Annotated in this window: 19 protein-coding genes; 7 read left to right on the top strand and 12 right to left on the bottom strand. The window is 69.6% G+C overall.

What is annotated here, in order from left to right; translation table 11 throughout:
* The coding region (locus ABF401_RS06605) for an NUDIX domain-containing protein (protein WP_353508746.1) at positions 1 to 459 on the top strand (459 nt) is incomplete at its 5' end.
* Between the two features lie 73 nt (positions 460 to 532).
* On the opposite strand, the gene ABF401_RS06600 is transcribed toward ABF401_RS06605, so the two are convergent.
* The gene (locus ABF401_RS06600; RefSeq protein ID WP_353508745.1) at positions 533 to 1510 is read right to left on the bottom strand and encodes a heme o synthase; all 978 of its coding nucleotides are present in this window, start codon (positions 1508 to 1510) and stop codon (positions 533 to 535) included.
* A 241-nt stretch (positions 1511 to 1751) separates the two neighbouring features.
* Here ABF401_RS06600 and tkt point away from each other — a divergent pair, with 241 nt between their 5' ends.
* Genes tkt through pgl form a run of 6 tightly spaced genes read left to right on the top strand, consistent with a single transcriptional unit; the run spans position 1752 to position 10305 of the window.
* Positions 1752 to 4085, top strand: a complete 2334-nt coding sequence (tkt, locus tag ABF401_RS06595; protein ID WP_353508744.1) for a transketolase — start codon at positions 1752 to 1754, stop codon at positions 4083 to 4085.
* A gap of 5 nt (positions 4086 to 4090) precedes the next feature.
* Positions 4091 to 5203 carry a transaldolase gene (tal, locus tag ABF401_RS06590; protein ID WP_353508743.1) on the top strand — a complete coding sequence of 371 codons (1113 nt, stop codon included), beginning with the start codon at positions 4091 to 4093 and terminating at the stop codon, positions 5201 to 5203.
* The gene (locus tag ABF401_RS06585) at positions 5200 to 6822 is read left to right on the top strand and encodes a phosphoglucose isomerase-related protein (protein WP_353508742.1); all 1623 of its coding nucleotides are present in this window, start codon (positions 5200 to 5202) and stop codon (positions 6820 to 6822) included. Before tal ends, ABF401_RS06585 begins: the two co-directional genes overlap by 4 nt.
* The gene (gene zwf / locus ABF401_RS06580; protein ID WP_353508741.1) at positions 6819 to 8360 is read left to right on the top strand and encodes a glucose-6-phosphate dehydrogenase; all 1542 of its coding nucleotides are present in this window, start codon (positions 6819 to 6821) and stop codon (positions 8358 to 8360) included. The genes ABF401_RS06585 and zwf overlap by 4 nt, the downstream gene beginning before the upstream one ends.
* Positions 8357 to 9574, top strand: a complete 1218-nt coding sequence (locus ABF401_RS06575) for a glucose-6-phosphate dehydrogenase assembly protein OpcA (RefSeq protein WP_353508740.1) — start codon at positions 8357 to 8359, stop codon at positions 9572 to 9574. The genes zwf and ABF401_RS06575 overlap by 4 nt, the downstream gene beginning before the upstream one ends.
* Positions 9571 to 10305: a 6-phosphogluconolactonase gene (pgl, locus tag ABF401_RS06570; protein WP_353508739.1), complete on the top strand. Its 735-nt coding sequence runs from the start codon at positions 9571 to 9573 to the stop codon at positions 10303 to 10305. Before ABF401_RS06575 ends, pgl begins: the two co-directional genes overlap by 4 nt.
* Before the next feature lie 120 nt (positions 10306 to 10425).
* On the opposite strand, the gene ABF401_RS06565 is transcribed toward pgl, so the two are convergent.
* The 11 genes from ABF401_RS06565 to uvrA form a co-directional block, all read right to left on the bottom strand.
* Positions 10426 to 10776 (bottom strand): RNA polymerase-binding protein RbpA, encoded by a 351-nt coding sequence (locus tag ABF401_RS06565; protein WP_353508738.1) that lies wholly within the window; start codon positions 10774 to 10776, stop codon positions 10426 to 10428.
* A 10-nt stretch (positions 10777 to 10786) separates the two neighbouring features.
* A complete protein-coding gene (gene secG / locus ABF401_RS06560) occupies positions 10787 to 11032 on the bottom strand; it encodes a preprotein translocase subunit SecG (protein WP_353508737.1) in 246 nt (81 codons plus the stop codon).
* Between the two features lie 128 nt (positions 11033 to 11160).
* Positions 11161 to 11970, bottom strand: a complete 810-nt coding sequence (tpiA, locus tag ABF401_RS06555) for a triose-phosphate isomerase (RefSeq protein WP_353508736.1) — start codon at positions 11968 to 11970, stop codon at positions 11161 to 11163.
* A complete protein-coding gene (locus ABF401_RS06550; RefSeq protein ID WP_353508735.1) occupies positions 11970 to 13196 on the bottom strand; it encodes a phosphoglycerate kinase in 1227 nt (408 codons plus the stop codon). The genes tpiA and ABF401_RS06550 overlap by 1 nt, the downstream gene beginning before the upstream one ends.
* A 182-nt stretch (positions 13197 to 13378) precedes the next feature.
* Positions 13379 to 14383, bottom strand: a complete 1005-nt coding sequence (gene gap / locus ABF401_RS06545) for a type I glyceraldehyde-3-phosphate dehydrogenase (RefSeq protein WP_353508734.1) — start codon at positions 14381 to 14383, stop codon at positions 13379 to 13381.
* 138 nt (positions 14384 to 14521) lie between these two features.
* Positions 14522 to 15502 carry a DNA-binding protein WhiA gene (gene whiA / locus ABF401_RS06540; protein WP_331927366.1) on the bottom strand — a complete coding sequence of 327 codons (981 nt, stop codon included), beginning with the start codon at positions 15500 to 15502 and terminating at the stop codon, positions 14522 to 14524.
* Between the two features lie 158 nt (positions 15503 to 15660).
* Complete coding sequence (locus ABF401_RS06535) at positions 15661 to 16629, bottom strand: gluconeogenesis factor YvcK family protein (protein ID WP_353508733.1); 969 nt, start codon at positions 16627 to 16629, stop codon at positions 15661 to 15663.
* Positions 16630 to 16631: 2 nt separating this feature from the next.
* Entirely contained in the window at positions 16632 to 17564 is a 933-nt protein-coding gene (gene rapZ, locus ABF401_RS06530; protein ID WP_353508732.1) for an RNase adapter RapZ, read from the bottom strand.
* Positions 17561 to 19681, bottom strand: coding sequence for an excinuclease ABC subunit UvrC (gene uvrC, locus ABF401_RS06525; RefSeq protein ID WP_353508731.1), 2121 nt, complete (start codon positions 19679 to 19681; stop codon positions 17561 to 17563). Before uvrC ends, rapZ begins: the two co-directional genes overlap by 4 nt.
* Before the next feature lie 87 nt (positions 19682 to 19768).
* Positions 19769 to 20230: a Rieske (2Fe-2S) protein gene (locus tag ABF401_RS06520; RefSeq protein ID WP_353508730.1), complete on the bottom strand. Its 462-nt coding sequence runs from the start codon at positions 20228 to 20230 to the stop codon at positions 19769 to 19771.
* The gene (gene uvrA / locus ABF401_RS06515; RefSeq protein WP_353508729.1) at positions 20227 to 23361 is read right to left on the bottom strand and encodes an excinuclease ABC subunit UvrA; all 3135 of its coding nucleotides are present in this window, start codon (positions 23359 to 23361) and stop codon (positions 20227 to 20229) included. The genes ABF401_RS06520 and uvrA overlap by 4 nt, the downstream gene beginning before the upstream one ends.
* Positions 23362 to 23394: the final 33 nt, after the last annotated feature.

The following is a 23394-nucleotide window of genomic DNA, read 5'->3' as shown; positions in this document are numbered from 1 at the left end:
GCGCAGGGCGTCCTGCGCAACGAACGCGGCGAGGTGCTCCTCTGCGAGCTGGCCTACAAGCGCGAGTGGGACCTGCCCGGTGGCGTCGTCGACCCGAACGAGTCACCCGCCGACTGCGTCGCCCGGGAGGTGCAGGAGGAGCTCGGGATCACCGTGCGCCCGCGCAGCCTGCTGGCGGTCAACTGGATGCCCGCGTGGCTGGGATGGCGCGACGCCGTGCTGCTCGTCTTCGACCTCGGCACGAGCCCGTCCAACGTCGTGGAGCGGGCCGTCCTCGAGCACCGCGAGATCCGCGCCCTGCACTGGGCCGACGAGTCGACCTGGCCGCAGCGAGTCGCGCCCTACACCGACCGGCTGCTCCGTTCCATCGGCTCGATCACGCTGGATGACCCACGGCTCCCGGGTGCGCTCTACCTCGAGGACGGGATCCCCGCTCTCGACAGGGGACCCCACGCCTGAGGTCAGTGGGGCTCGGGAACCGGGCTCAGCGGCATACGACAGGCATGACGCCCGACGGCGGTGGCGCGCGTGGTCAGACGATCCCGGGAAGGGAGAGGTGCCAGATCGGGTCGATCGCGACACCGACGAAGAGAATCGTCAGGTAGGTGATCGACAGGTGGAACAGGCGCATCGGGCGCAGCTTGATCTCCGGGATGCCGGCCTTCGCGCCAGCCAGCAGCCGGTGGGCCTCGGCGAGGAAGAGCCCGCCCGAGGTGATGGCCACGACGGTGTAGATCCAGCCCATGCCGCCGACCGGGATGAGCGCCACCGAGGTGAGCACCATGGCCCACGCGTAGATGGCGATCTGCCGTGCCACGACGACGAACTGCTCGACGACGGGGAGCATTGGGACGTCGGCCTCGGCGTAGTCCTGCTTGAACCGCATGGACAACGGCCAGTAGTGCGGCGGGGTCCAGAAGAAGATGACCATGAAGAGGATGAAGGCCGACCAGCTCAGGCTGTTGGTCACGGCGGACCAGCCGACGAGGACGGGCATGCAGCCGGCGGCGCCTCCCCAGACGATGTTCTGCGCGGTACGGCGCTTGAGCAGCAAGGTGTAGCCGACGACATAGAACAGCAGTGCGGCGAGCGCGAGGCCAGCGCTCAGCCAGTTGACGAGCAGTCCCAGCCACACCGTCGACACCACGGCGAGGACCACGCCGAAGATGAGGGCACCCCGAGGGGAGATGGTCCCCGTGACGAGGGGCCGCTTCTTCGTGCGGTGCATGACCGCGTCGATGTCGCGGTCGATGTAGCAGTTCAGGGTGTTGGCCGAGCCGGCTGAGAGCGTGCCGCCGACGAGCGTCGCAAGCACGAGCAGGAGGTCGGGAACTCCACGCGCGGCCAGGAACATCACCGGAATCGTCGTGATGAGGAGCAGCTCGATGATCCGGGGCTTCGTCAGCGCGACGTACTGCCCGACGAGGAACCTGAGCCCACTTCCTCCGGGACCGTGGAGCGCCGAAAGGTCGGCGCGGGGGTCCACCGTTGTCACTACAGTCCTCGTCATCCGTTGTCTCGCCGGCTCGCCCGGCGCGCCGTGGGCGCGATCGGTGGCAGGCAGGTCCGCCCGAAGTCTAGCCCGTGCCGCTGCCGCTCTGGTGACGGGTGACGGATCCGGGTAAGGGCCCAGCCGTGCAGGTGTCATCCGGCCGTACAGCCGCGCCGCGCCTGCCTCGTGCTCAGGGCGTAGCACTAGGCTCGTGACATCACGCGCCGCACCTCATCTGGCCCATAAGGAGACCCGTCCCGTGCCCACGACGACCAGTGCAACCGCAACGGAGACCACATCCAACCGAGGCAGGACGGCGCCCAAGGACCTCCTGGCCAAACGTAGCCGGAACCTGTCCAGGCCGATCGCCGACGAGGCCGGCTGGTCCGACGTCGATCTGCGCGCCGTGGACACGATCCGCGTGCTCGCTGCGGATGCCGTCCAGAAGGTCGGGAACGGGCACCCGGGGACGGCGATGTCGCTCGCCCCGCTGGCGTACCTCCTCTACCAGAACGTCATGCGCCACGACCCGTCGGACCCCTCCTGGCTGGGCCGGGACCGCTTCGTCCTGTCCGCCGGCCACACCAGCCTGACGCAGTACATCCAGCTCTACTTCAGCGGTTACGGCCTCACCCTCGATGACCTCAAGGCGCTGCGCACCTGGGGCTCCAAGACCCCCGGCCACCCGGAGGTGCACCACACCGTTGGCGTCGAGATCACCACCGGTCCGCTCGGCTCCGGCCTCGCCTCCGCAGTGGGCATGGCCATGGCACAGCGCAGGCAGCGTGGCCTCTTCGACCCGGACGCTGCGGCGGGAACGAGTCCCTTCGACCACCGGATCTACGTCATCGCCTCGGACGGCGACATGGAGGAGGGCCTGAGCCACGAGGCCTGCTCCCTTGCCGGCCACCAGGAGCTCGGCAACCTCACCGTGGTCTATGACGCGAACCAGATCTCCATCGAGGACGACACGGACATTGCGTTCAGCGAGGACGTGGGGAAGCGGTTCGAGGCGTATGGCTGGCACGTCGTCACCGTCGACTGGCGGGGCGACGGCGACGGGGCGGACTACGTCGAGGACGTCGACGCCCTGCTCGCCGCGATCCGGTCGGGCGAGCAGGTGACCGACAAGCCGACCCTCGTGGTCCTCCGCACGATCATCGCCTGGCCGGCCCCGACGAAGCAGGACACGGGCAAGTCACACGGCTCGGCGCTCGGTGAGGAGGAGGTGGCCGCCACGAAGGAGCTGCTCGGCTTCGACCCGAAGAAGTCCTTCGTCGTCGAGCCGGCTGTGCTGAAACGGGCCCGTGAGGTCGTCCAGCGCGGCAAGGCGGCCCACCGCGAGTGGAAGACGTCCTACGCGGCGTGGCGCAAGGCGAATCCGGATCGTGCCTCCCTGCTCGACCGCGTCGTCTCGGGTCAGGCACCCGAGGGGTTGGCCAAGGCGTTGCCGAGCTTCCCCGCCGACGACAAGGGGATCGCGACGCGCGCGGCCTCCGGCAAGGTCCTCACCGCGCTCGCGACCGTCATGCCTGAGCTGTGGGGTGGCTCCGCCGACCTCGCCGAGTCGAACAACACCACGATGGAGGGCCAGCCGTCCTTCATCCCGACGTCGAAACAGACGAAGGCCTGGCAAGGCAACCCGTTCGGCCGGACGCTCCACTTCGGGGTGCGCGAGAACGGCATGGGGATGATCCTCAACGGCATCGCGCTCGAGGGCCTGACACGCCCCTATGGCGGGACGTTCCTCATCTTCTCCGACTACATGCGACCGGCCGTGCGACTCGCGGCCCTGCAGCAGCTGCCCGTCATCTACGTGTGGACGCACGACTCGATCGGCCTCGGCGAGGACGGCCCGACGCACCAACCAGTCGAGCACCTCTCCGCACTGCGCGCGATCCCGGGCCTGGACGTCGTGCGTCCTGCGGATGCCAACGAGACGGCGGCCGCATGGGGCCAGATCCTCACCAGCGCGACCGGGCCGAGCGCCCTCGCCCTCACCCGACAGCCGGTCCCGACCTTCGACCGCACAACGCACGGCAAGGCCAGCGGCGTTGCCAAGGGCGCCTATGTCCTCGTCGGGGAGTCGAAGCCCGGCGACCCGGACGTCATCCTCGTCGCGACCGGCTCGGAGGTCCAGCTCGCGGTGCAGGCCGCCGAGCAGCTCGAGACGTCCCGGATCGCGGCGCGCGTTGTCTCGATGCCCTGCCGCGAGTGGTTCGAGAGGCAGCCGAGGAGCTACCAGAACAAGGTGCTGCCGCCCGAGGTGCGGGCCCGCGTCAGCGTCGAGGCCGGCGTCTCGATGGGCTGGCACGACATCGTCGGCGACGCCGGCCGCACCGTCAGCCTCGAGCACTTCGGCGCCTCCGCCGACTACAAGACGATCTTCCGGGAGTTCGGGATCACCGCCGAGGCCGTCGTCAAGGCCGCGAAGGACTCGATCAAGGCCGCCAAGGCGGCGGTCCACGCGCCCGCCATCACCGAGACCAATCCGCGTAAGCGTGACTCGAGCGGTGACACAGATGTGAAGAGCTCCCTGCCCCGGGCCGCCGCCCAGAAGTCCGCGGCGGCGCACACCTCGAAGAGGAAGTGACCACCATGACCAACACCAACACGAAGGCCCTGTCGGACGCCGGCGTCTCGATCTGGCTGGACGACCTGTCCCGCGAGCTGATCGAGACCGGCAAGATCGCCGAGCTCATCGAGGAGCGCAACGTCGTCGGGATGACCTCCAACCCGACGATCTTCCAGCAGGCCCTGTCCGCCGGGGACCGCTACAACGATGACTTGGCGGCCCTGACGAACAAGGGCAGGAGCGCCGAGGAGATCGTGCACGAGCTGACGACGGCCGACGTGAGTGACGCGTGCGACCTCTTCCGACCGATCTATGACCGGACCGGTGGCGTCGACGGCCGGGTGTCCATCGAGGTCGACCCCCGGCTGGCACACGACACGAAACGCACCATCGACCAGGCCCGGCAGCTCTACGCCGACGTGGACCGGCCCAATGTCCTCATCAAGATCCCCGCGACCGAGGCGGGACTACCGGCGATCACGACCGCCACGGCCGAGGGCATCAGCGTCAACGTGACCCTGATCTTCGCGCTGGACCGCTACCGGGCCGTCATGAACGCGTACCTCGAGGGGCTCGAGAAGGCCCACGCGGCCGGCAGGGACCTGTCGAAGATCTACTCCGTCGCATCGTTCTTCGTCTCACGTGTGGACACCGAGGTCGACAAGCGCCTGGATGCCATCGGGACCGACGAGGCCAAGGCCCTGCGTGGCAAGGCCGGGGTCGCCAATGCCCGCCTCGCCTACCAGGCCTACGAGGAGGTCTTCAGCACGCCACGCTGGAAGAGCCTCGCCGACGAGGGAGCCAACGTCCAGCGCCCGCTCTGGGCCTCGACCGGCGTCAAGGACCCCGCCTACCCGGACACCCTGTATGTCACCGAGCTCGTCGCCCCTGGCGTGGTCAACACCATGCCGAGCAAGACGCTCGAGGCGACCGCCGACCACGCGGAGATCCGGGGCGACACGGTGACGGGCAACTATGCCGACGCCAGTGCCGTGCTGGACGGTCTTGCCGCGCAAGGGATCTCCTACAACGACGTCGTCAAGGTCCTCGAGGACGAAGGCGTCGAGAAGTTCGAGAAGTCCTGGACCGAGCTCCTCGCCGGTGCTGCTGAGGAGATGGAGAAGGTGCGGGCATGACCGCCCTGTCCGTCAGCGCGTCTGGAGCAGCTGCGGACGCGATCGAGCGGCACGTCCCTGACCTCGTTCGGGACTCCGTGGCGAGTCGGCTCTTCGCCAAGGACGCCACCCTGTGGGGTCCTGAGGCGGAGCCGGAGGCCAGCATTCGCCTCTCCTGGGTTGGCCTCGCCACATCCTCCCGGCCGCTTGTCGGGGAGATCGCAGCGCTGCGGGAGGTCTTTGCGGAGGAGGGGATCGACCACGTCGTCCTCTGTGGCATGGGCGGGTCCTCGCTTGCGCCGGAGGTCATCTGCGCCACCGCAGGCAAACCCCTCGTCGTGCTCGACTCGTCAGACCCGGACTACGTACGGCGGGCCATCAGTGAGGACCTCGAACACACCGTGGTCGTCGTGTCGAGCAAGTCGGGCTCGACGGTGGAGACCGACTCGCAGCGCAGGGCCTACGAGCAGGCCTTCACCGATGCCGGAATCGATCCGGCTGCCCGGATCGTCGTCGTCACGGATCCGGGGAGCCCGCTCGACACCGAGGCGCGGGCGAAGGGGTATCGCGTCGTCAATGCCGATCCCAACGTCGGCGGACGCTACTCGGCGCTGACCGCCTTCGGTCTGGTGCCCAGCGGCCTCGCGGGAGTGGACGTCTCGGCCCTGCTCGACGAGGCGGAGTCGGTCGCCGACCTGCTCGCCGCCGACGACGCCGCCAACCCGGCCCTTCGACTGGGGGCCGCCCTCGGTGGCACCGACCCGCTCCGCGACAAGGTCGCCCTGCTCGACGACGGCTCCGGCATCCACGGCTTCGCCGACTGGGCCGAGCAGCTCATCGCCGAGTCCACCGGCAAGGAGGGCACCGGGCTGCTCCCCGTCGTCGTGCAGTCGGAGGAGGCTCCCGAGATCCAGTGGCCCGCGAGCGACGTCCTCGTGGCCCGTCTCGTGGCGGCCGACGACGAGACCCGCCCGAGCGGCGACAGCGTCCGTGTCGGCGGAACGCTTGGTGCCCAGATGCTGCTCTGGGAAGCCGCCATCGCCGTGTCGGGGCGACTGCTCGGGATCAACCCGTTCGACCAACCGGACGTCGAGTCCGCGAAGCAGGCCGCTCGCGGGCTCCTCGAGGAGGGCACCGGGGAAGACACTGCGCCCGCCTTCGTGGACGGGGCTGTCGAGGTCCGCGCACTGGGGGGTGGGTGGCTGCGTCAGGCGGCAACCGTCGACGAGTCCGTCACGGCACTGCTCGCACAGGTCGGCGAGCGCGGCTACGTGGCGGTGATGGCCTACCTCGACCGGCTCGAGGATGCCGACCTGGCCGAGTGCCGACGGGCCCTGGCCAGGCGTACGGAGCGGCCGACGACCTTCGGGTGGGGGCCCCGGTTCCTCCACTCGACCGGGCAGTTTCACAAGGGCGGGCCTCCGGTGGGGGTGTACCTCCAGATCACCTCCGCCCCGCACGAGGACCTTCCGGTACCGGGCAGGGACTTCACCTTCGGGAAGTTCATCGCGGCACAGGCAGGCGGCGACGCACAGGTGCTCGCCGACCACGGGCGGCCGGTCCTCCAGCTCCACCTGACCGAGCACGACGCCGGACTGGCCCAGGTCCGCAAGGCGCTCCAGGCGGGAGACCACGAATGAGCCCGGCGCGGGTCGCCCATGGCGTGAACCCGCTGCGCGACCCGGAGGACAAGCGACTCCCCCGGATCGCGGGTCCCTGCAGCATGGTGCTCTTCGGCGTGACCGGTGACCTCGCCCGCAAGAAGCTCTTGCCCGCCATCTACGACCTCGCGAACCGCGGGCTGCTGCCGCCGGGCTTCTCCCTGGTCGGCTTCGCCCGCCGCGACTGGGCCACCCAGGACTTCGGCAAGGTCGTCCACGAGGCGGTGCGGGAACACGCCAGGACCCCGTTCAACGACTCGGTCTGGCGCAACCTCGCCGAGGGGTTCCGCTTCGTGCCGGGCACGTTCGACGATCCGGCGGCATTCGACCTGCTCGCCCAGACCGTGCGTGAGCTTGACGCTGTTCGGGGCACTGGCGGGAACCATGCCTTCTACCTGTCGATCCCCCCGGCGTTCTTCGCCCCGGTCTGCGAGCAGCTCGAGCGTTCCGGGCTCCCGGAGGCGGATGGGGACTCCTGGCGACGCGTCGTCATCGAGAAGCCGTTCGGCCACGACCTGCGTAGCGCACAGGAGCTGAACCGGATCGTCGAAAAGGTCTTCCCGCCGGACAGCATCTTCCGGATCGACCACTATCTCGGCAAGGAGACCGTCCAGAACCTGCTCGCCCTGCGGTTCGCCAACCAGCTCTTCGAACCGGTCTGGAACGCTCACTATGTCGACCACGTGCAGATCACGATGGCCGAGGACATCGGAATCGGCGGCCGGGCCGGCTACTACGACGGCATCGGGGCCACGCGTGACGTCATCCAGAACCACCTCCTCCAGCTCCTCGCCCTGACGGCGATGGAGGAGCCGGTGTCCTTCGACGCCAATGAACTGCGCGGGGAGAAGGAGAAGGTCCTGTCGGCCGTACGTCTGCCTCAGGACCTCGACTCCCACGCTGCCCGCGGGCAGTACGCCGCGGGATGGCAGGGTGCCACCGAGGTCGTCGGCTACTGCGAGGAGGACGGCGTCGCCCCCGACTCGACGACCGAGACGTTCGCCGCCGTGACGCTTGAGGTCGACACCCGCCGGTGGGCCGGTGTGCCCTTCTACCTGCGCACGGGAAAGCGCCTGGGCAAGCGGGTGACCGAGATCGCCGTCATCTTCAAACGCGCACCGCACCTGCCCTTCGAGCACACCGCAACCGAGGAGCTGGGCGAGAACGCCGTCGTCATCCGGGTCCAGCCGGACGAGGGCGTCACAATCCGGTTCGGATCGAAGGTGCCGGGCGGGCAGATGGACATTCGCGATGTGACGATGGACTTCGGCTACGGATCGGCCTTCACGGAGAGCTCACCCGAGGCCTACGAGCGCCTCATCCTCGACGTGCTTCTGGGAGATCCCCCGCTCTTTCCCCGCCACGAGGAGGTCGAGCTGTCCTGGCGCATCCTCGACCCGCTCATCAGACACTGGCAGCGCAACGGCAAGCCGGAGCAGTACGCCGCCGGCACGTGGGGACCGCCCTGCGCCGCCCGGATGCTCGAACGCGACGGTCGCACCTGGAGGATGCCGTGATCCGCGACCTCACCGACACGACCACGGCTGCGGTCAGCAAGACCCTGGTCCGGCTCCGCAACGACGTCGGTGCGATGGCACTCGGTCGGGTCCTGACCCTCATCGTCGTGGTCGACGACAGCGACGCCTCTGAGGCGATCGACATCGCCACCCATGCCAGCCGCCAGCATCCCTGCCGGATCATCGTGCTCATCTCTGGTGAACGCCGTGGCCGCAGCCGCCTCGACGCCCAGATCCGCCTGGGCGGTGACGCGGGGGCGAGCGAGATCGTCGTCCTCCGGCTCTACGGCCCGCTGGCCAAGCATGGTCCCAGCGTCGTCGTCCCGCTCCTGCTACCCGACTCCCCCATCGTGGCGTGGTGGCCCGGTGAGGCACCCGATGACGTCGGGAACGACCCCATCGGGACGATGGCACAGAGGCGCATCACCGATGCCGCCGAGCACCGGAACTCACGCGTCGTCCTCAGGAAGCGCGCCCAGACGTACCGACCGGGCGACACCGACCTGTCCTGGACCCGGATCACCCATTGGCGGGGCCTGCTCGCAGCCGCGCTGGACCAGCCCCCGTACGAAACGGTGACCGGGGCGGTCGTCTCCGGGGCGCCGGACTCCCCGTCGACCGACCTGCTGGCCGGGTGGCTGGCCCAGCGACTGAAGGTGCCTGTCCAGCGCGTCGCCACTCCCCGAGGGTCGGGCATCAGCGCGGTGCGCCTCGAGCGCAAGAGCGGGCCCATCGATCTGGTCCGGCCCGGCGACGTCGTCGCCACGTTGTCCCAGCCGGGCCAACCGGACCGCCGGATCACCCTGCCCCGTCGCGAGGCCAAGGAGATCCTCGCCGACGAGCTGCGCCGTCTCGACCCGGATGACACATACGAAGAGGCCCTCCTGCTCGGCATCGAGAGGCTCACCCCGGTGCGCCTCTCGGCTGAGCAAGCCGCTCGCACGGGCAAGGCACCCAATCCGGACCAGTCGCGACGGCTGGCCGCCCGCCTGCGCCGCGTCGACTCCGCGAAGGAGGCGATGGCGATGGTCACCGCTCCCCCGGCCCCGGACACGGCCAGGACGGCCCAGGTGCGCTCCGCGACCAGGCGCAAGCTCGCCGGCGAGCCCACCCCACGCGAGGAGAAGAAGACCACCGAGGAAGCCGCCGAGAAGGCCACCGCGAACAAACCCAAGAGCAAGCGGACCGCCCCCGCCAAGAAGGCCTCGTCATGACTCCCGAGCCGGTCGTCATCGTGCATCCGGACAAGCAGTCCCTCGCTGACGCAGCGGCGGCTCGTCTCGTCACTGCCCTCCTCGATGCGCAGGCCCGTTCGGACGAGGCCCAGATCGCGTTGACCGGAGGCTCGCTCGGCTCGGAGATCATCGCGTCACTCACCCGGGTCCCCGGGCGCCACGCCGTCGACTGGCAGCGGGTGCGCGTCTGGTGGGGCGACGAGCGCTACCTGCCGACGGGGGACCCGGACCGCAACGACACCCAGAACGACGAGGCGGGCCTCACCGAGCTGGGCCTCGACCAGGCCAAGGTCCATCGGGTCCAGGGACCCGATCAGTCCGACAGCGCCGAGGCGAGCGCGGCGGCCTATGCCGCAACGCTCCGGCAGTACGGACACGGGGACTTCGACGTCATCGTCCTCGGGATGGGCCCGGACGGCCACGTCGCGTCCCTCTTCCCCCATCACGAGGCGCAGCGCGTCACAGACGCCATCGCCGTGGCGGTCCACGACTCCCCCAAGCCGCCGCCCGACCGGGTCTCGCTCACCTTCGAGTGCCTGGCCCGTTCCCGGGAGATCTGGTTCCTCGTGGCCGGCGCGGACAAGGCCGAAGCCGTCGCGGCCGCCCTCGATCCCTCCTCCGACCGGTGGGACGTGCCCGCCTCTGCGCCGAAGGGCGCCGAGGCGACGCGGTGGCTCATCGACACCGCGGCCGCATCGCGTCTGCCCTGAACTCCACCACAGACAGTCGTATGCCGCTGAGCGGGCGCGCGCTCAGCGGCATACGGAATGCGGGTGGCCGGGTGTGCCCCCTGTGAAGGGGCGGCTCAGCCAGCCGGGGTCAGGGATGCGTCACTGGATGAGGCCACGCTCACGCAGGCTGGTCAGCGCCTCGTCGAGGATGGCGGCACCGTCGGCGTCGCTGCGGCGCTCCTTCACGTAGGCGAGGTGCGTCTTGTAGGGCTCCACCCGCGGTGGGGCAGGCGGGTTGTCCTGGTCCTGACCGGCCGGGAAGCCGCAGCGAGGGCAGTCCCAGAGGTCGGGCACCACCATGCCCGGCTCCTCGGCGAAGCTCGGCCTCGTCTCGTGGCCGTTGGAGCACCAGTAGGAGACATAGACCCGAGGGGCCGCGTCCCCGCGCTCGGCCTCACCCATGGGCCCCGCGCCGACTCGGCTGCCTCGAATTGCGTTACCGCTCGCCATGTGCGTCCTCTCAGCTCTGGAAGCGGGCCAGCAGGCCCAGTCCGATGATCGCGGCGGCCCAGATCGTGGCCACGGCCACCGTGAAGCGGTCGAGGTTGCGCTCGGCGACCGAGGAGCCACCGAGCGAGGTCGACATGCCACCGCCGAACATGTCCGACAGACCGCCACCCTTGCCCTTGTGCAAGAGGATGAAGAGGGTCAGGATCAGGCTGGACAGCACCAGCAGAACCTGCAGCACGATGCGAACCGCATCCACGTGGTCACTCCAAATCGTCGGCTCCGGGCGCTGCCCGTCGGATGGTGGGCCTTTGGTGGGGCTCGGGACAGAATACCTTCCCCGACTGGCTGGACCGAACGAGCGGCGTCCGGCCGGCCCCGTGCGGCTCAGGTCGCCGTCACGTGGTCGCGGTAGCGGCAGATTGACGCGAACTCGGCCGGGTCGATCGACGCACCGCCGACGAGGGCGCCGTCGACGTCCTCCTGCGCCATGATCGCCGCGACGTTGGCCGCCTTGACGCTGCCACCGTAGAGGATCCGCACCCCGTCGGCCAGGTCGCCGCTGTACAGCTCGGCGAGCAGGGTGCGGATGGCGGCGCACACCTCCTGGGCGTCTTCCGGCGTGGCCACCTCACCGGTGCCGATGGCCCAGATCGGCTCGTACGCGATGACGATGCTCGCCGCCTGCTCCTTCGTCACGCCGTCGAGCGCCGCGCGCAGCTGCGCCACCACGTGCTCGACCTGCCGGCCCTCCTTGCGCACCTCGAGGGCCTCCCCGCAGCAGAGGATCGGCGTGAGCTCGTGCGCGTAGGCCGCCTTGACCTTGGCGGCCACGACGTCGTCGGTCTCGTCGTGGTACTCCCGGCGCTCGCTGTGGCCGACGACGACGTACGTGCACCCCAGCTTCTTCAGGAAGGCCCCCGAGATGTCGCCCGTGTACGCGCCCGACGGGTGCGGTGACAGGTCCTGGGCGCCATGGCGCAGTCGCAACCGGTCTCCCTCGACCAGCGTCTGCACGGACCGGAGGTCGGTGAAGGGCGGGATGACCGCGACCTCGACGGCGTCGTAGTCGTGCTTGGCGTCGCGCAGGGTCCAGTCGAGCTTCTGGACGAGGTGGGTCGCCTGCAGGTGGTCGAGATTCATCTTCCAGTTCCCCGCCATGAGCGGGACCCGGCCCACGGGCGTCTCAGCGGCCATCAGGCGTCTCCCGCCCGGTCCTCGGCGTCGCCGTCGAGGACGGTGAGACCCGGCAGCTCCTTGCCCTCGAGGTACTCGAGGCTCGCCCCGCCCCCGGTGGAGATGTGGCCGAAGTCGCTGTCCGCGAAGCCGAGCTGGCGCACCGCGGCGGCCGAGTCACCGCCTCCGACAACGGTGAGTGCCCCGGCGCGAGTCACGTCGGCCAGCGCCTGCGCGATCGCCTTGGTCCCCGCCGCGAACGGTGCCATCTCGAAGGCGCCCATCGGTCCGTTCCAGAACACCGTGCGACAGTCGGACAGCTTCTCGGCGAAGATGCGGGAGGACTCCGGGCCGATGTCGAGACCCATCCGGTCCGCGGGAATCGCGTCCACGGCGACGACGTCGTGCGCCGCGTCCGCGCTGAAACCGTCGGCGACGACGATGTCGACGGGCAGGACGATCTCGACACCCTCCGTGGCGGCCCGCTCAAGGTAGCCCTTGACGGTGTCGATCTGGTCGGCCTCGAGCAGGCTCTTGCCGACCTCGAGTCCCTTCGCCGCGAGGAAGGTGAACACCATGCCGCCCCCGACGATGAGCCGGTCCGCGGTGCCGAGGAGGTTGCCGATGACGCCCAGCTTGTCGGACACCTTGGCGCCACCGAGCACCACGGCGTAGGGCCGCTGCGGATCGCGGGTCAGCCGGCGCAGCACATTGACCTCGGCCTCGACGAGGCCACCGGTCGCGTGCGGCAGCAGCTTGGCCACGTCGTAGACCGACGCCTGCTCGCGGTGCACGACGCCGAAGCCGTCGGAGACGAAGACGTCGGCGAGCGAGGCAAGCGCCCGGGCGAACTCGGCGCGACCCTCATCCGTCTTGGCGGTCTCGCCGGGGTTGAAGCGCAGGTTCTCGAGCAGGAGGACGCCGCCGTCATCGAGGTGCTCCACCGCCGCCTTGGCGCTCGGGCCCACGGTGTCCTCCGCGAAGGTGACCGGGGCACCGAGGACCTCACCGAGCCGCTTTGCGACGGGCGCGAGGGAGTACTTCGGGTGCGGCTCGCCCTTGGGACGTCCCAGGTGCGCGCACACGATGACGCGCGCCCCCATCTCGGCGAGCATCCGGATCGTCGGCACGGACGCGCGGATGCGGCCGTCGTCGGTGATCGTCGTGCCGTCCAACGGCACATTGAGGTCAGAGCGGACGAGGACGCGCTTGCCGCGCAGGTCCCCGAGGTCGCCTATCGTCTTCACGCGGTTGCCTCTTCGGTCGGGTCAGGTGGGTGACTGGTGCGAGGTGGGAGTGTGGGAGGTGCCCAGCGGGTGCCAAGAGCGCCCACGCACGGCGGTGGCCGCCGCTATCGCCGGGCGCCATGCACGGGCGCCGGGCTTGGCGGCGGCTGCGACACGAGTCGTCAGGAGCCCGTCAGGAGTCGTCAGAGCGACTGGCCGACGAGCTTGACGATGTCGACGAGGCGGTTCGAGTAGCCCCACTCGTTGTCGTACCAGCCGACGACCTTGACCTGGTTGCCGATGACCCTGGTCAGGCCGGCGTCGAAGATGCATGATGCCGGGTCGGTCTCGATGTCCTTGGAGACGATGGGGTCCTCGGTGTAGACGAGGTAGCCCTTGAGGGGTCCCTCGGCTGCAGCCTTGACCGCGGCGTTGACCTCCTCGACGCTCGTCTCTCGGCCCGACTCGAACGTGAGGTCGGTCGCCGAGCCGGTCGGGGTCGGCACCCGGAACGCGAAGCCGTCGAGCTTGCCCTTGAGGTCCGGAATGACCAGGCCGATGGCCTTGGCCGCGCCCGTCGTCGTCGGGACGATGTTCAGCGCGGCGGCCCGGGCACGTCGCAGATCGCGGTGCGGCCCGTCCTGGAGGTTCTGGTCCGCCGTGTAGGCGTGGATCGTCGTCATGAGGCCCTTGACGATGCCGAACTCGTCATTCATGACCTTCGCCATCGGTGCGAGGCAGTTCGTCGTGCACGAGGCGTTGGAGATGATGGTGTGGTTGGCGGCGTCGTAGAGATCATCGTTCACGCCCATGACGATGGTGATGTCCTCGTTCTTGCCCGGGGCGGAGATGATCACCTTCTTGGCGCCCGCATCGAGGTGGCCCTTGGCCTTCTGCGCGTCGGTGAAGAAGCCAGTCGACTCGACGATGACGTCGGCTCCGACCGACGCCCAGCCGATCTGGGCCGGATCCTTCTCCTCGAAGACGCGAATCGACTTGCCGTCGACGGTGATCGACGTCTCGTCGTAGGTCACCTCGCCGGGGAACTTCCCCAGGATGCTGTCGTACTTCAGCAGGTGGGCGAGGGTCTTGTTGTCCATGAGGTCATTGGTGGCGACGACTTCGAGGTCGGCCCCGGAAGCCAGGGCGGCGCGGAGGAAGTTGCGGCCGATGCGGCCAAAGCCGTTGATGCCTACGCGAACAGTCACGGTGTGCACCTCTTCAAGTGAGACTTCACTGGTCGGCGGTAGCCGCAGCGCTGCGACGTCCGCACGGTCAACCCTAGTCCGTCAGCGCGTACCCGTTTCCGTGAGTCTCATCGCACGGGGGCGCAGGAGGGCCGGCTCTCAGCCGTCCAGCATCTCCGGCGTCAGGTTGGCCTCGGTGCCGGGTATGCCGAGCTCCTCCGCCCGTTTGTCGGCCATCGCGAGCAGGCGACGGATGCGGCCCGCCACGGCATCCTTCGTCATCGGTGGCTTGGCGAGCTGGCCGAGCTCCTCCAGGCTGGCCTGCTTGTTCTCGAGGCGGAGCGTCCCCGCCTCACGCAGGTGTTCCGGCACGTCGTCGCCGAGGATCTCCATCGCGCGCTCTACCCTGGCGCCGGCAGCCACCGCGGCGCGTGCGGATCGGCGCAGGTTGGCGTCGTCGAAGTTCGCGAGGCGGTTGGCGGTGGCGCGGACCTCCCGGCGCATACGGCGCTCCTCCCACGCGAGGACGGCGTCGTGCGCGCCGAGGCGGGTGAGCATCGCCCCGATGGCGTCGCCGTCACGGATGACGACCCGGTCGACGCCGCGCACGTCGCGAGCCTTTGACTGGATGCCGAGCCGGCGAGCTGCTCCGACGAGGGCCAGCGCCGCCTCGGGGCCTGGGGAGGTGATCTCGAGCGCGGACGACCGGCCCGGCTCGGTCAGCGAGCCGTGGGCGAGGAACGCTCCCCGCCATGCTGCTTCCGAATCGCAGGTCGGCCCGCTGACGACCTTGGGTGGCAGGCCCCGGACGGGCCGGCCCTGGGCGTCGATGAGGCCCGTCTGGCGCGCCAGCGTCGCACCCTCCTCGATGACACGCACGACATACCGGGAGCCCCGCCGCAAGCCGCCCGCTGCCAGCACGAGCACGTCGCTGCGGTGGCCGTAGACCTCGGAGATGTTGCGGCGCAGGCGACGCGCGGCGTTCGCCGTGTCGAGCTCGGCCTCGACGACGATCTGACCACCGATGATGTGCAGGCCCCCGGCGAAGCGGAGCATCGTCGACACCTCGGCCTTGCGACAGCAGGGCTTGGTCACCTCGAGCCGCGAGAGCTCGTCCTTCACCATTGCCGTCATCGCCATGGTCGACATCCTGCCATCCTGATCAACGACCCGCGGGCAGACGGCGATGGCCCCATCGACCCGCCAGCCGCGGACCCCGGTCCCCAATTGGCGTGCAGAACCCCCGCCACTCCGCCACCCGCGGACCCCGGCCCCCAAACTGGCGCCGGTCGCGCGGCTCAGGCTGAGATGACGTCGCGGAGCGCCGCGGCGAGCCGTAGGGGGTCGTGGACGCCCGGCCGACCCCTCGCCACGACAGGAGCGACGACGAGCTCGGCCCCGACATCGGTGGCCGCCACCTTCAGGGCGGCGTGGTCGTCCACGACGCTCGGGTCGGCGAGCACAGCATCGAGGCGCAGCGCAGGAGCGTTCGCGGCGAAGGATCGCAAGTGGTCCTCGGCGCTGAAGTCCCGTGTCTCGTCCCTGGCCACCTCGAGGTTGAGGTTGAGCAAGCGACGAGCCTTCGTGGCGACCAGCGCGTCGGCGAGGTCGGGCACGAGCAGGTGCGGCATGATCGAGGTGAACCATGAGCCCGGACCGAAGACGATCCAGTCGGCCTCGGCGACGGAGGTCAGGGCCTCCGGGCATGGCCGCGGGCAGGTCGGCAGGATCCCGATCGAGGACACGGTGCCCGGCGACGACGCGATCCGATGCTGCCCGCGCACGACGACCGTCTCGTCCGGCGACGCAGGATCGTGACCGCGGATCTCCGCGATGATCTCGAGGGGCTCGGCAGCCATCGGCAGCACCCGTCCGCGCGCCCCGAGCAGCCGGCCGACGAGGTCGAGGCCACGGACCGGGTCCCCGAGCAGCTCCCAGATCGAGACGATCATGAGATTGCCGAGCGCGTGTCCGTTGAGCTCACCGGAGCCCCCGAAGCGGTGCTGCAGCACGTCCCGCCAGGTGTGGCCCCAGTCCGAGTCGTCGCACAGGGCTGCGAGGGCCATCCGCAGGTCGCCTGGCGGCAGGACATGGAAGTCGTGTCGCAGCCGGCCGCTCGACCCCCCGTCGTCGGCGACCGTGACGACCGCGGTCAGGTGGTCCGTGAGGAGGCGCAGGGCACTGAGTGAGGCGGCGAGCCCGTGTCCTCCGCCGAGAGCCACGATGTGGCGCTGGTCCTTGCGCAGCAGCCGGGCAGCAGGCGGCACCGTCACTCCCTGCCGAGATCACGATGGACGATGAACGTGTCGACCCCCTCGGGTTGGCCGATTCGGGCACTGAGTGCCTCGGCGGTGGCGACCGAACGGTGCTTTCCGCCGGTGCAGCCGATCGCAACAGTGACGTACCGGCGGCCCTCACGGATGTAGCCCTCGATCATGGTCTCGAGCAGGTCGGTCGCCCGGTCGAGGAACTCCTCGGCACCGGCCTGCCGCATGACGAACTCGGCCACCGCCTCGTCCTGCCCGTTGAGTGACTTGAGCTCCGGCACCCAGTACGGGTTGGGCAGGAACCGCATGTCCAGGACGACGTCGGCGTCGAGTGGGAGGCCGTACTTGAACCCGAAGCTCATGACGGCGACCCGGAGCTGCACCTTCCGGTCGCCGGCGAAGATGGACGTCAGCTTCGCCGCGAGCTGGTGGACGTTGAGCCCTGAGCTGTCGATGACCACGTCGGCGCTGGAGCGCAGGTCGAGGAGCAGCGAGCGCTCCCGTTGGATGCCGTCGAGCAGTCGGCCGCGGCCTTGGAGGGGATGGGGACGGCGGACGCTCTCGAAGCGACGGACCAGAGCCTCGTCCGTCGCGTCGAGGAAGAGCACGCTCGGTCGCTCACCCCGGTCGGTGGCTGCGTCGATGGCCTCCTGCAGGTGTGCGAACCAGCCGCGAGAACGGACGTCGACGACGACCGCGACCCGTCGTGGCGCCACCTCGGGCCTGCGCTCCAGGGAGGAGTGGCGCAGCTCGGCCAAGGGCTCGAGCATCTGGGGCGGCAGGTTGTCCACGACGAGCCAGCCGAGGTCCTCGAGGACATTGGCGGTCGTCGTCCGCCCGGCGCCGCTCATGCCAGTGACGATGACCAGCGGTGCATCGGAGATCGCGTTCCCGTCGGGCTGCGGGCTCTCGGAGGTCGCAAACCGGGTGTTCATTCGAGGATCTCTCCCGTCGTGAGACTGACGGCCGGTTGAGCCGGACCGCCCTCGGACAAATGGGCAACGATGGCAGCGGCGAGGGCGGGCCCGATCCCCGGCACCGCCATGATGTCCTCCGCAGCGGCGGTCCGGAGCCGTTTCACCGACCCGAAGTGCCGCAGCAGCGCCCGTTGGCGCGCCGCCCCGAGGCCGGGCACTCCGTCGAGCTGCGAGGCAGTCATCGCCTTGGAGCGGCGCTGGCGGTGGAAGGTGATGGCGAAGCGGTGCGCCTCGTCACGAAGCCGCTGGAGCAGGTAAAGGCCCTCGCTCGTGCGCGGCAGGATGACGGGGTACTCGGTCCGAGGTAGCCAGACCTCCTCGAGCCGCTTGGCCAGGCCGACGACGGCCACCTCCTCGATACCGAGCTCGTCGAGCACCGCTTGGGCCGCGTTGACCTGCGGCAGTCCGCCGTCGACGACGACGAGGCTGGGCGGGTAGGCGAACCGCCGAGGACGGCCGGTTGCCGGATCGATCGGACCCGACCCCCTGTCGTCATCGGCACCCGCATCCCCGTCGACGGCAGGACGGGCGCCGCCGTTGAATCCGCCAGCAGTGCCGGCCGAGCCGTCGTCACCCGGCTCGACGCCAGCGGCCAGGTCGAGGTCTCCGATGCCCTCGGCCTCCTCGAGGTAGCGCCGGAAACGCCTGGTCAGCACCTCGTGCATCGCGGCGGTGTCGTCCACGGTGACTGCCTCCGCGCCGGTCGCCCGGCGCCCCTCAGGACCTCCGGACGACGTGGCCCCGCGGACGATGAACCGCCGATACTCACCCTTGCGCGCCAGCCCGTCCTCGAAGACGACCATGCTCGCCACGACGTTGGTGCCCTGGACGTGGCTCACGTCGTAGCCCTCGATCCGAAGTGGTGCCTCGGCAAGGCCGAGATAGTCCTGGAGCTCCTTGAGGGCCTGGCTGCGGAGGGTGAGGTCGCCGGCGCGGGCCACCTTGTGACGGGCCAAGGACTGTTCCGCGTTGCGCCTGACCGTCTCCATCAGGCTCCGCTTGTCGCCGCGTTGCGGGACCCGAACCGAGACGGTCGAGCCGCGCAGCCCGGACAGCCAGGACACGACCGCCTCCCGGTCGGCGGGCAGGATCGGGACGAGGACTTCGCGCGGCACCGCGCTGCGGTCACCGTTCTCGGAGTCAACGTCACCGTAGACCTGCTGGAGCAGGTGCTCGATGAGGAGCGGCAGGTCTTCGCTCTCCTTCTCCACGACCCAACCGCGCTGCCCCCGGATCCGTCCACCGCGGACATGGAAGACCTGCACGGCCGCCTCGAGGTCGTCATCGGCGAGGGCGAAGACGTCTGCGTCGGTGGCGTCCCCGAGGACGACGGCCTGCTTCTCCAACGCCTTGCGCATCGCCGTGAGGTCATCGCGCAGCCGGGCGGCCTCCTCGAACTCGAGGTTCGAGGCCGCCTCCTTCATCCGGGCCTCGAGACGCCTGCTGAACCGGCTCGTGTCGCCGGACATGAAGTCACAGAAGTCCTCGGCGATGGCGCGGTGCTCCTCCGCGGTGACCCGGCCCACGCACGGCGCCGAGCACTTGTCGATGTAGCCGAGCAGACATGGCCTGCCGCTCGCCGCCGCGCGCTTGAAGACACCGGCGGAGCAGGTCCGGATCGGGAAGACCCGCAGCAGCAGGTCGAGCGTCTCCCGGATGGCCCAGGCATGACCATAGGGACCGAAGTACCGCGTGCCGCGCCGCTTGGCGCCGCGCATCACCTGGGCGCGGGGGAACTCCTCCCCCATCGTCACGGCGAGGAACGGGTAGGACTTGTCGTCGCGGTACTTGACGTTGAACCGGGGGTCGAACTCCTTGATCCACGAGTACTCGAGAGCGAGGGCCTCGACCTCGGTGCGGACCACCGTCCACTCGACCGAGGCAGCGGAGGTGACCATCGTGGCCGTCCGTGGATGGAGCGCGGCCAGGTCCTGGAAGTACGAGGACAGCCGTGGGCGAAGGGACTTCGCCTTACCGACGTAGATGACGCGGCCGTGTGCGTCCCGGAACCGGTAGACGCCGGGATCGAGCGGGATCTCGCCCGGCTTGGGGCGGTAGGTCGTCGGATCGGCCACACCACCACCCTATGTCGGGTCACTGACGCGGCCGTATGCCGCCGAGCCGGGTCCCGAGCCCACCTGCGGATCCAGCCCGGCGACGGTTCACGACACGGTGAACCGGTCTCCTTCCACATGCACGGTCATCGCGGCCAGGGGCTGTTTTGCCTGGCTGTCCGGGGTGGGGGCACCGGACGTGAGGTCGAACTGGCTGCCATGGCAAGGGCAGATGATGTGGCCGCCCTCGATCATGGTCACGGCGCAGCCCTGGTGTGTGCACGTCGTCGAGAAGGCCTTGAACTCACCCGCAGCGGGCTGCGTCACGACGACCTGTTGGTCGGGGAAGATCCGCCCACCGCCGACCGGTATGTCTGCGACCGGGGTGCCTGCGGGACTGGGGGTGGCGCCGCCACCCTGGGCGGCGGGACTCCCGGCGGACGAGCTGCCACCCGAGGCCTTCGCGGTGGGAACGGGAGGGCTGCTGCAAGCGGCCAAGGTCCCTGCTGCCACGCCTACCCCGATCGCCCCGATGAGCACGGTCCTGCGGCCAGTGACAGGCTCCGTCATCCGGTTCCCTTCCTCGTTCGCGTCGTCCTCGTCGATCGGGTGGAGCGCCCGCCTCCCGCATCCGTCGTCCGGGCCGTCGTGCGGACGGTGACCGATGCGGAGGACTTCGTTGCGGCGGCGGTCGTCCTGCCCGCGGTGCCCACCTTGCGCTTTCCGCCTGTGCGGGCGCTGTCGCTCGCCTGTGAGCTCCGTCTCGCGGGCGCCTTGGCGCCAGCCGGCGAACGCTCCGGCGTGCGCGCTGTCCGCTCGAGGATCGGCCGGAGGAACCGCCCCGTGTGGCTCGCCTCCACCAGGGCAACGTCCTCTGGTGTGCCCTCGGCGATCACCTCACCACCGCCGGATCCGCCCTCGGGGCCGAGGTCGATGAGCCAGTCGGCGTTCTTGATGACGTCGAGGTTGTGCTCGATGACGATGACGGTGTTTCCCTTGTCGACCAGGCTCTGGAGGACGTCGAGCAGCTTGCGGATGTCCTCGAAGTGCAGACCCGTCGTCGGCTCGTCGAGCACGTAGACCGTGCGCCCGGATGAGCGCTTCTGGAGCTCGCTCGCCAGCTTGACGCGCTGCGCCTCGCCGCCCGACAGCGTGGGTGCCGGCTGGCCGAGTCGGACGTACCCGAGGCCCACGTCGTTGAGCGTCCTCAGGTGCCGCGAGATCGCCGGCACCGCCTCGAAGAAGTCGGCCGCCTCCTCGATGGGCATGTCGAGCACGTCAGCGATGGTCTTGCCCTTGAAGTGCACTTCGAGGGTCTCCCGGTTGTAGCGGGCGCCGTGACAGACCTCGCACGGGACATAGACGTCGGGGAGGAAGTTCATCTCGATCTTGATGGTGCCGTCGCCGGCGCAGTTCTCGCAGCGACCGCCCTTGACGTTGAAGGAGAACCGGCCGGGCTGGTAACCCCGGACCTTCGCCTCCGTCGTCTCGGCGAAGAGCTTGCGCATGTTGTCGAAGACCCCGGTGTAGGTGGCCGGGTTCGACCTCGGGGTGCGCCCGATCGGGCTCTGGTCGACGTGGACGACCTTGTCGAGATGGTCGAGTCCGGTGACCGACTTGTGCCGTCCAGGAACCCGCTTCGCGTTGTTGAGCTTGTTGGCGAGGACGTTGTAGAGGATGTCATTGACCAGGGTCGACTTCCCCGAGCCCGACACTCCGGTCACCGCGACGAGGTTGCCCAGTGGAAAGTCGACGGTGATGTTCTTGAGGTTGTTCTCCTTGGCTCCCGTCACGGTGAGCCGACGTCCGTCGTGACCGCGCCGAACGACGGGCACCGGGATCTCGCGACGCCCGGACAGGTACATCCCGGTGAGCGAGTCCGGGTGCTCGAGCAGGCCCTGGACCGAGCCGGAGTGCACGACGTGGCCGCCGTGCTCGCCCGCACCGGGACCGATGTCGACCACCCAGTCCGCCGTGGCGATGGTGTCCTCGTCGTGCTCGACGATGATGAGCGTGTTGCCCAGGTCGCGAAGCCGCGTCAGCGTGTCGATGAGCCGATGGTTGTCCCGCTGGTGCAGGCCGATGGACGGCTCGTCGAGGACGTAGAGGACGCCGACGAGCCCCGACCCGATCTGCGTCGCGAGCCGGATCCGCTGGGCCTCGCCGCCCGACAGCGTCCCCGCCGGTCGGTCGAGCGAGAGATAGTCGAGGCCGACGTCGACGAGGAAGCCGAGCCGCGAGTCGATCTCCTTGATGACCCGCTCGGCGATCTGCTGCTCGCGTGGCGTGAAGTCGACGTGGTCGAGGAACCCGGCCGCATCGCAGATCGCGAGCGCACACACCTCGGAGATGTTCTTGCCACCGATGAGCACGGCGAGCGACTCGGGCTTGAGCCGCGCGCCCTTGCACACGGGACAGGGCACCTCGCGCATGTAGCCCTCGTAGCGCTCGCGGCTCCAGTCCGAGTCGGTCTCGGCGTGCCTGCGCTTGATGAAGGGCACGACCCCCTCGAAGCCGGTGGTGTAGGAGCGGTCGCGGCCGTAGCGGTTGCGGTAGCGCACATGGACCTTGTAGTTCTCCCCGTGCAGGAGCGCCTGCTTGGCCCGGCTCGGCAGGGCCTTCCACGGCACGTCCATGGAGAACTTGAGGTCCTCGGCGAGCGCCGACATGACCCGCTGGAAGTACTCGGCGGACCCGGACCCCTGTGCCCACGGCTGGATGGCGCCCTCCGCGAGCGTGAGGTCCTCGTCAGGCACGGCGAGCTCCGGGTCGACCTCGAGCTCGGTGCCGATGCCGGTGCACTCGACGCACGCGCCGAACGGCGAGTTGAAGGAGAAGGACCGCGGCTCGATCTCGTCCATGCCGAGCGGGTGGTTGTTGGGGCAGGCCATCCGCTCGGAGAAGCGCCGCTGGCGCTCGGGGTCCTTGGGGTCCCGATCGACGAAGTCGACGAGCAGGATGCCGCCGGCGAGTCCGAGGGCGGTCTCCACCGAGTCGGTGAGCCGGCGCTTGGCGCCGGTGTCGTCACCCTTGGCCACCAGCCGGTCGACGACGACCTCGATGGTGTGCTTCCGCTGCTTCTCGAGCTTCGGGGGCTCGGACAGCGACACGACCTCTCCGTCGACACGGGCCCGCGCGAAGCCCTTGGTCTGGAGCTCCGCGAAGAGGTCGACGAACTCCCCCTTGCGGCCCTGCACCACCGGGGCGAGGACCTGGAAGCGGGTGCGATCCTCGAGGGTGAGCAGCTGGTCGACGATCTGCTGCGGCGTCTGCCGGGTCACCGGCTCACCGCAGACGGGGCAGTGTGGCCGACCCGCTCGCGCGAAGAGCAGACGCAGGTAATCGTAGACCTCGGTGATCGTCCCCACCGTCGACCGCGGGTTGCGGCTCGTGGACTTCTGGTCGATCGAGACCGCCGGCGACAGGCCCTCGATGAAGTCGACGTCCGGCTTGTCCATCTGCCCGAGGAACTGCCGTGCGTAGGACGAGAGCGACTCGACGTAGCGACGCTGTCCCTCGGCGAAGATCGTGTCGAAGGCGAGCGACGACTTGCCCGAGCCGGAGAGTCCGGTGAACACCACGAGGCTGTCGCGGGGAAGGTCCACCGCCACGTCCTTGAGGTTGTGCTCGCGCGCGCCGCGGACGACGAGCGAGTGGGGGTTGGCGTCCCTGTTGGCGGGCGTAAGACTCACGCGCCCCATGCTAAGTCGGTCCACCGACAGTCCCCCAAACGC

The organism is Intrasporangium sp. (assembly GCF_040414665.1).
Taxonomy (GTDB): Bacteria; Actinomycetota; Actinomycetes; order Actinomycetales; family Dermatophilaceae; genus Intrasporangium.
This window is presented reverse-complemented; position numbering and strand designations above follow the sequence as displayed.

What these genes read in the sequence shown, in the direction of transcription:
- pgl (WP_353508739.1), top strand. Translation starts at nt 9,571, where the DNA reads ATGACTCCCGAGCCGGTCGTCATCGTGCATCCGGACAAGCAGTCCCTC.
- whiA (WP_331927366.1), bottom strand. Translation starts at nt 15,502, where the DNA reads ATGGCGATGACGGCAATGGTGAAGGACGAGCTCTCGCGGCTCGAGGTG.
- zwf (WP_353508741.1), top strand. Translation starts at nt 6,819, where the DNA reads ATGAGCCCGGCGCGGGTCGCCCATGGCGTGAACCCGCTGCGCGACCCG.
- ABF401_RS06600 (WP_353508745.1), bottom strand. Translation starts at nt 1,510, where the DNA reads ATGACGAGGACTGTAGTGACAACGGTGGACCCCCGCGCCGACCTTTCG.
- tal (WP_353508743.1), top strand. Translation starts at nt 4,091, where the DNA reads ATGACCAACACCAACACGAAGGCCCTGTCGGACGCCGGCGTCTCGATC.
- uvrA (WP_353508729.1), bottom strand. Translation starts at nt 23,361, where the DNA reads ATGGGGCGCGTGAGTCTTACGCCCGCCAACAGGGACGCCAACCCCCAC.
- ABF401_RS06565 (WP_353508738.1), bottom strand. Translation starts at nt 10,776, where the DNA reads ATGGCGAGCGGTAACGCAATTCGAGGCAGCCGAGTCGGCGCGGGGCCC.
- tpiA (WP_353508736.1), bottom strand. Translation starts at nt 11,970, where the DNA reads ATGGCCGCTGAGACGCCCGTGGGCCGGGTCCCGCTCATGGCGGGGAAC.
- rapZ (WP_353508732.1), bottom strand. Translation starts at nt 17,564, where the DNA reads ATGAACACCCGGTTTGCGACCTCCGAGAGCCCGCAGCCCGACGGGAAC.
- ABF401_RS06585 (WP_353508742.1), top strand. Translation starts at nt 5,200, where the DNA reads ATGACCGCCCTGTCCGTCAGCGCGTCTGGAGCAGCTGCGGACGCGATC.
- ABF401_RS06520 (WP_353508730.1), bottom strand. Translation starts at nt 20,230, where the DNA reads ATGACGGAGCCTGTCACTGGCCGCAGGACCGTGCTCATCGGGGCGATC.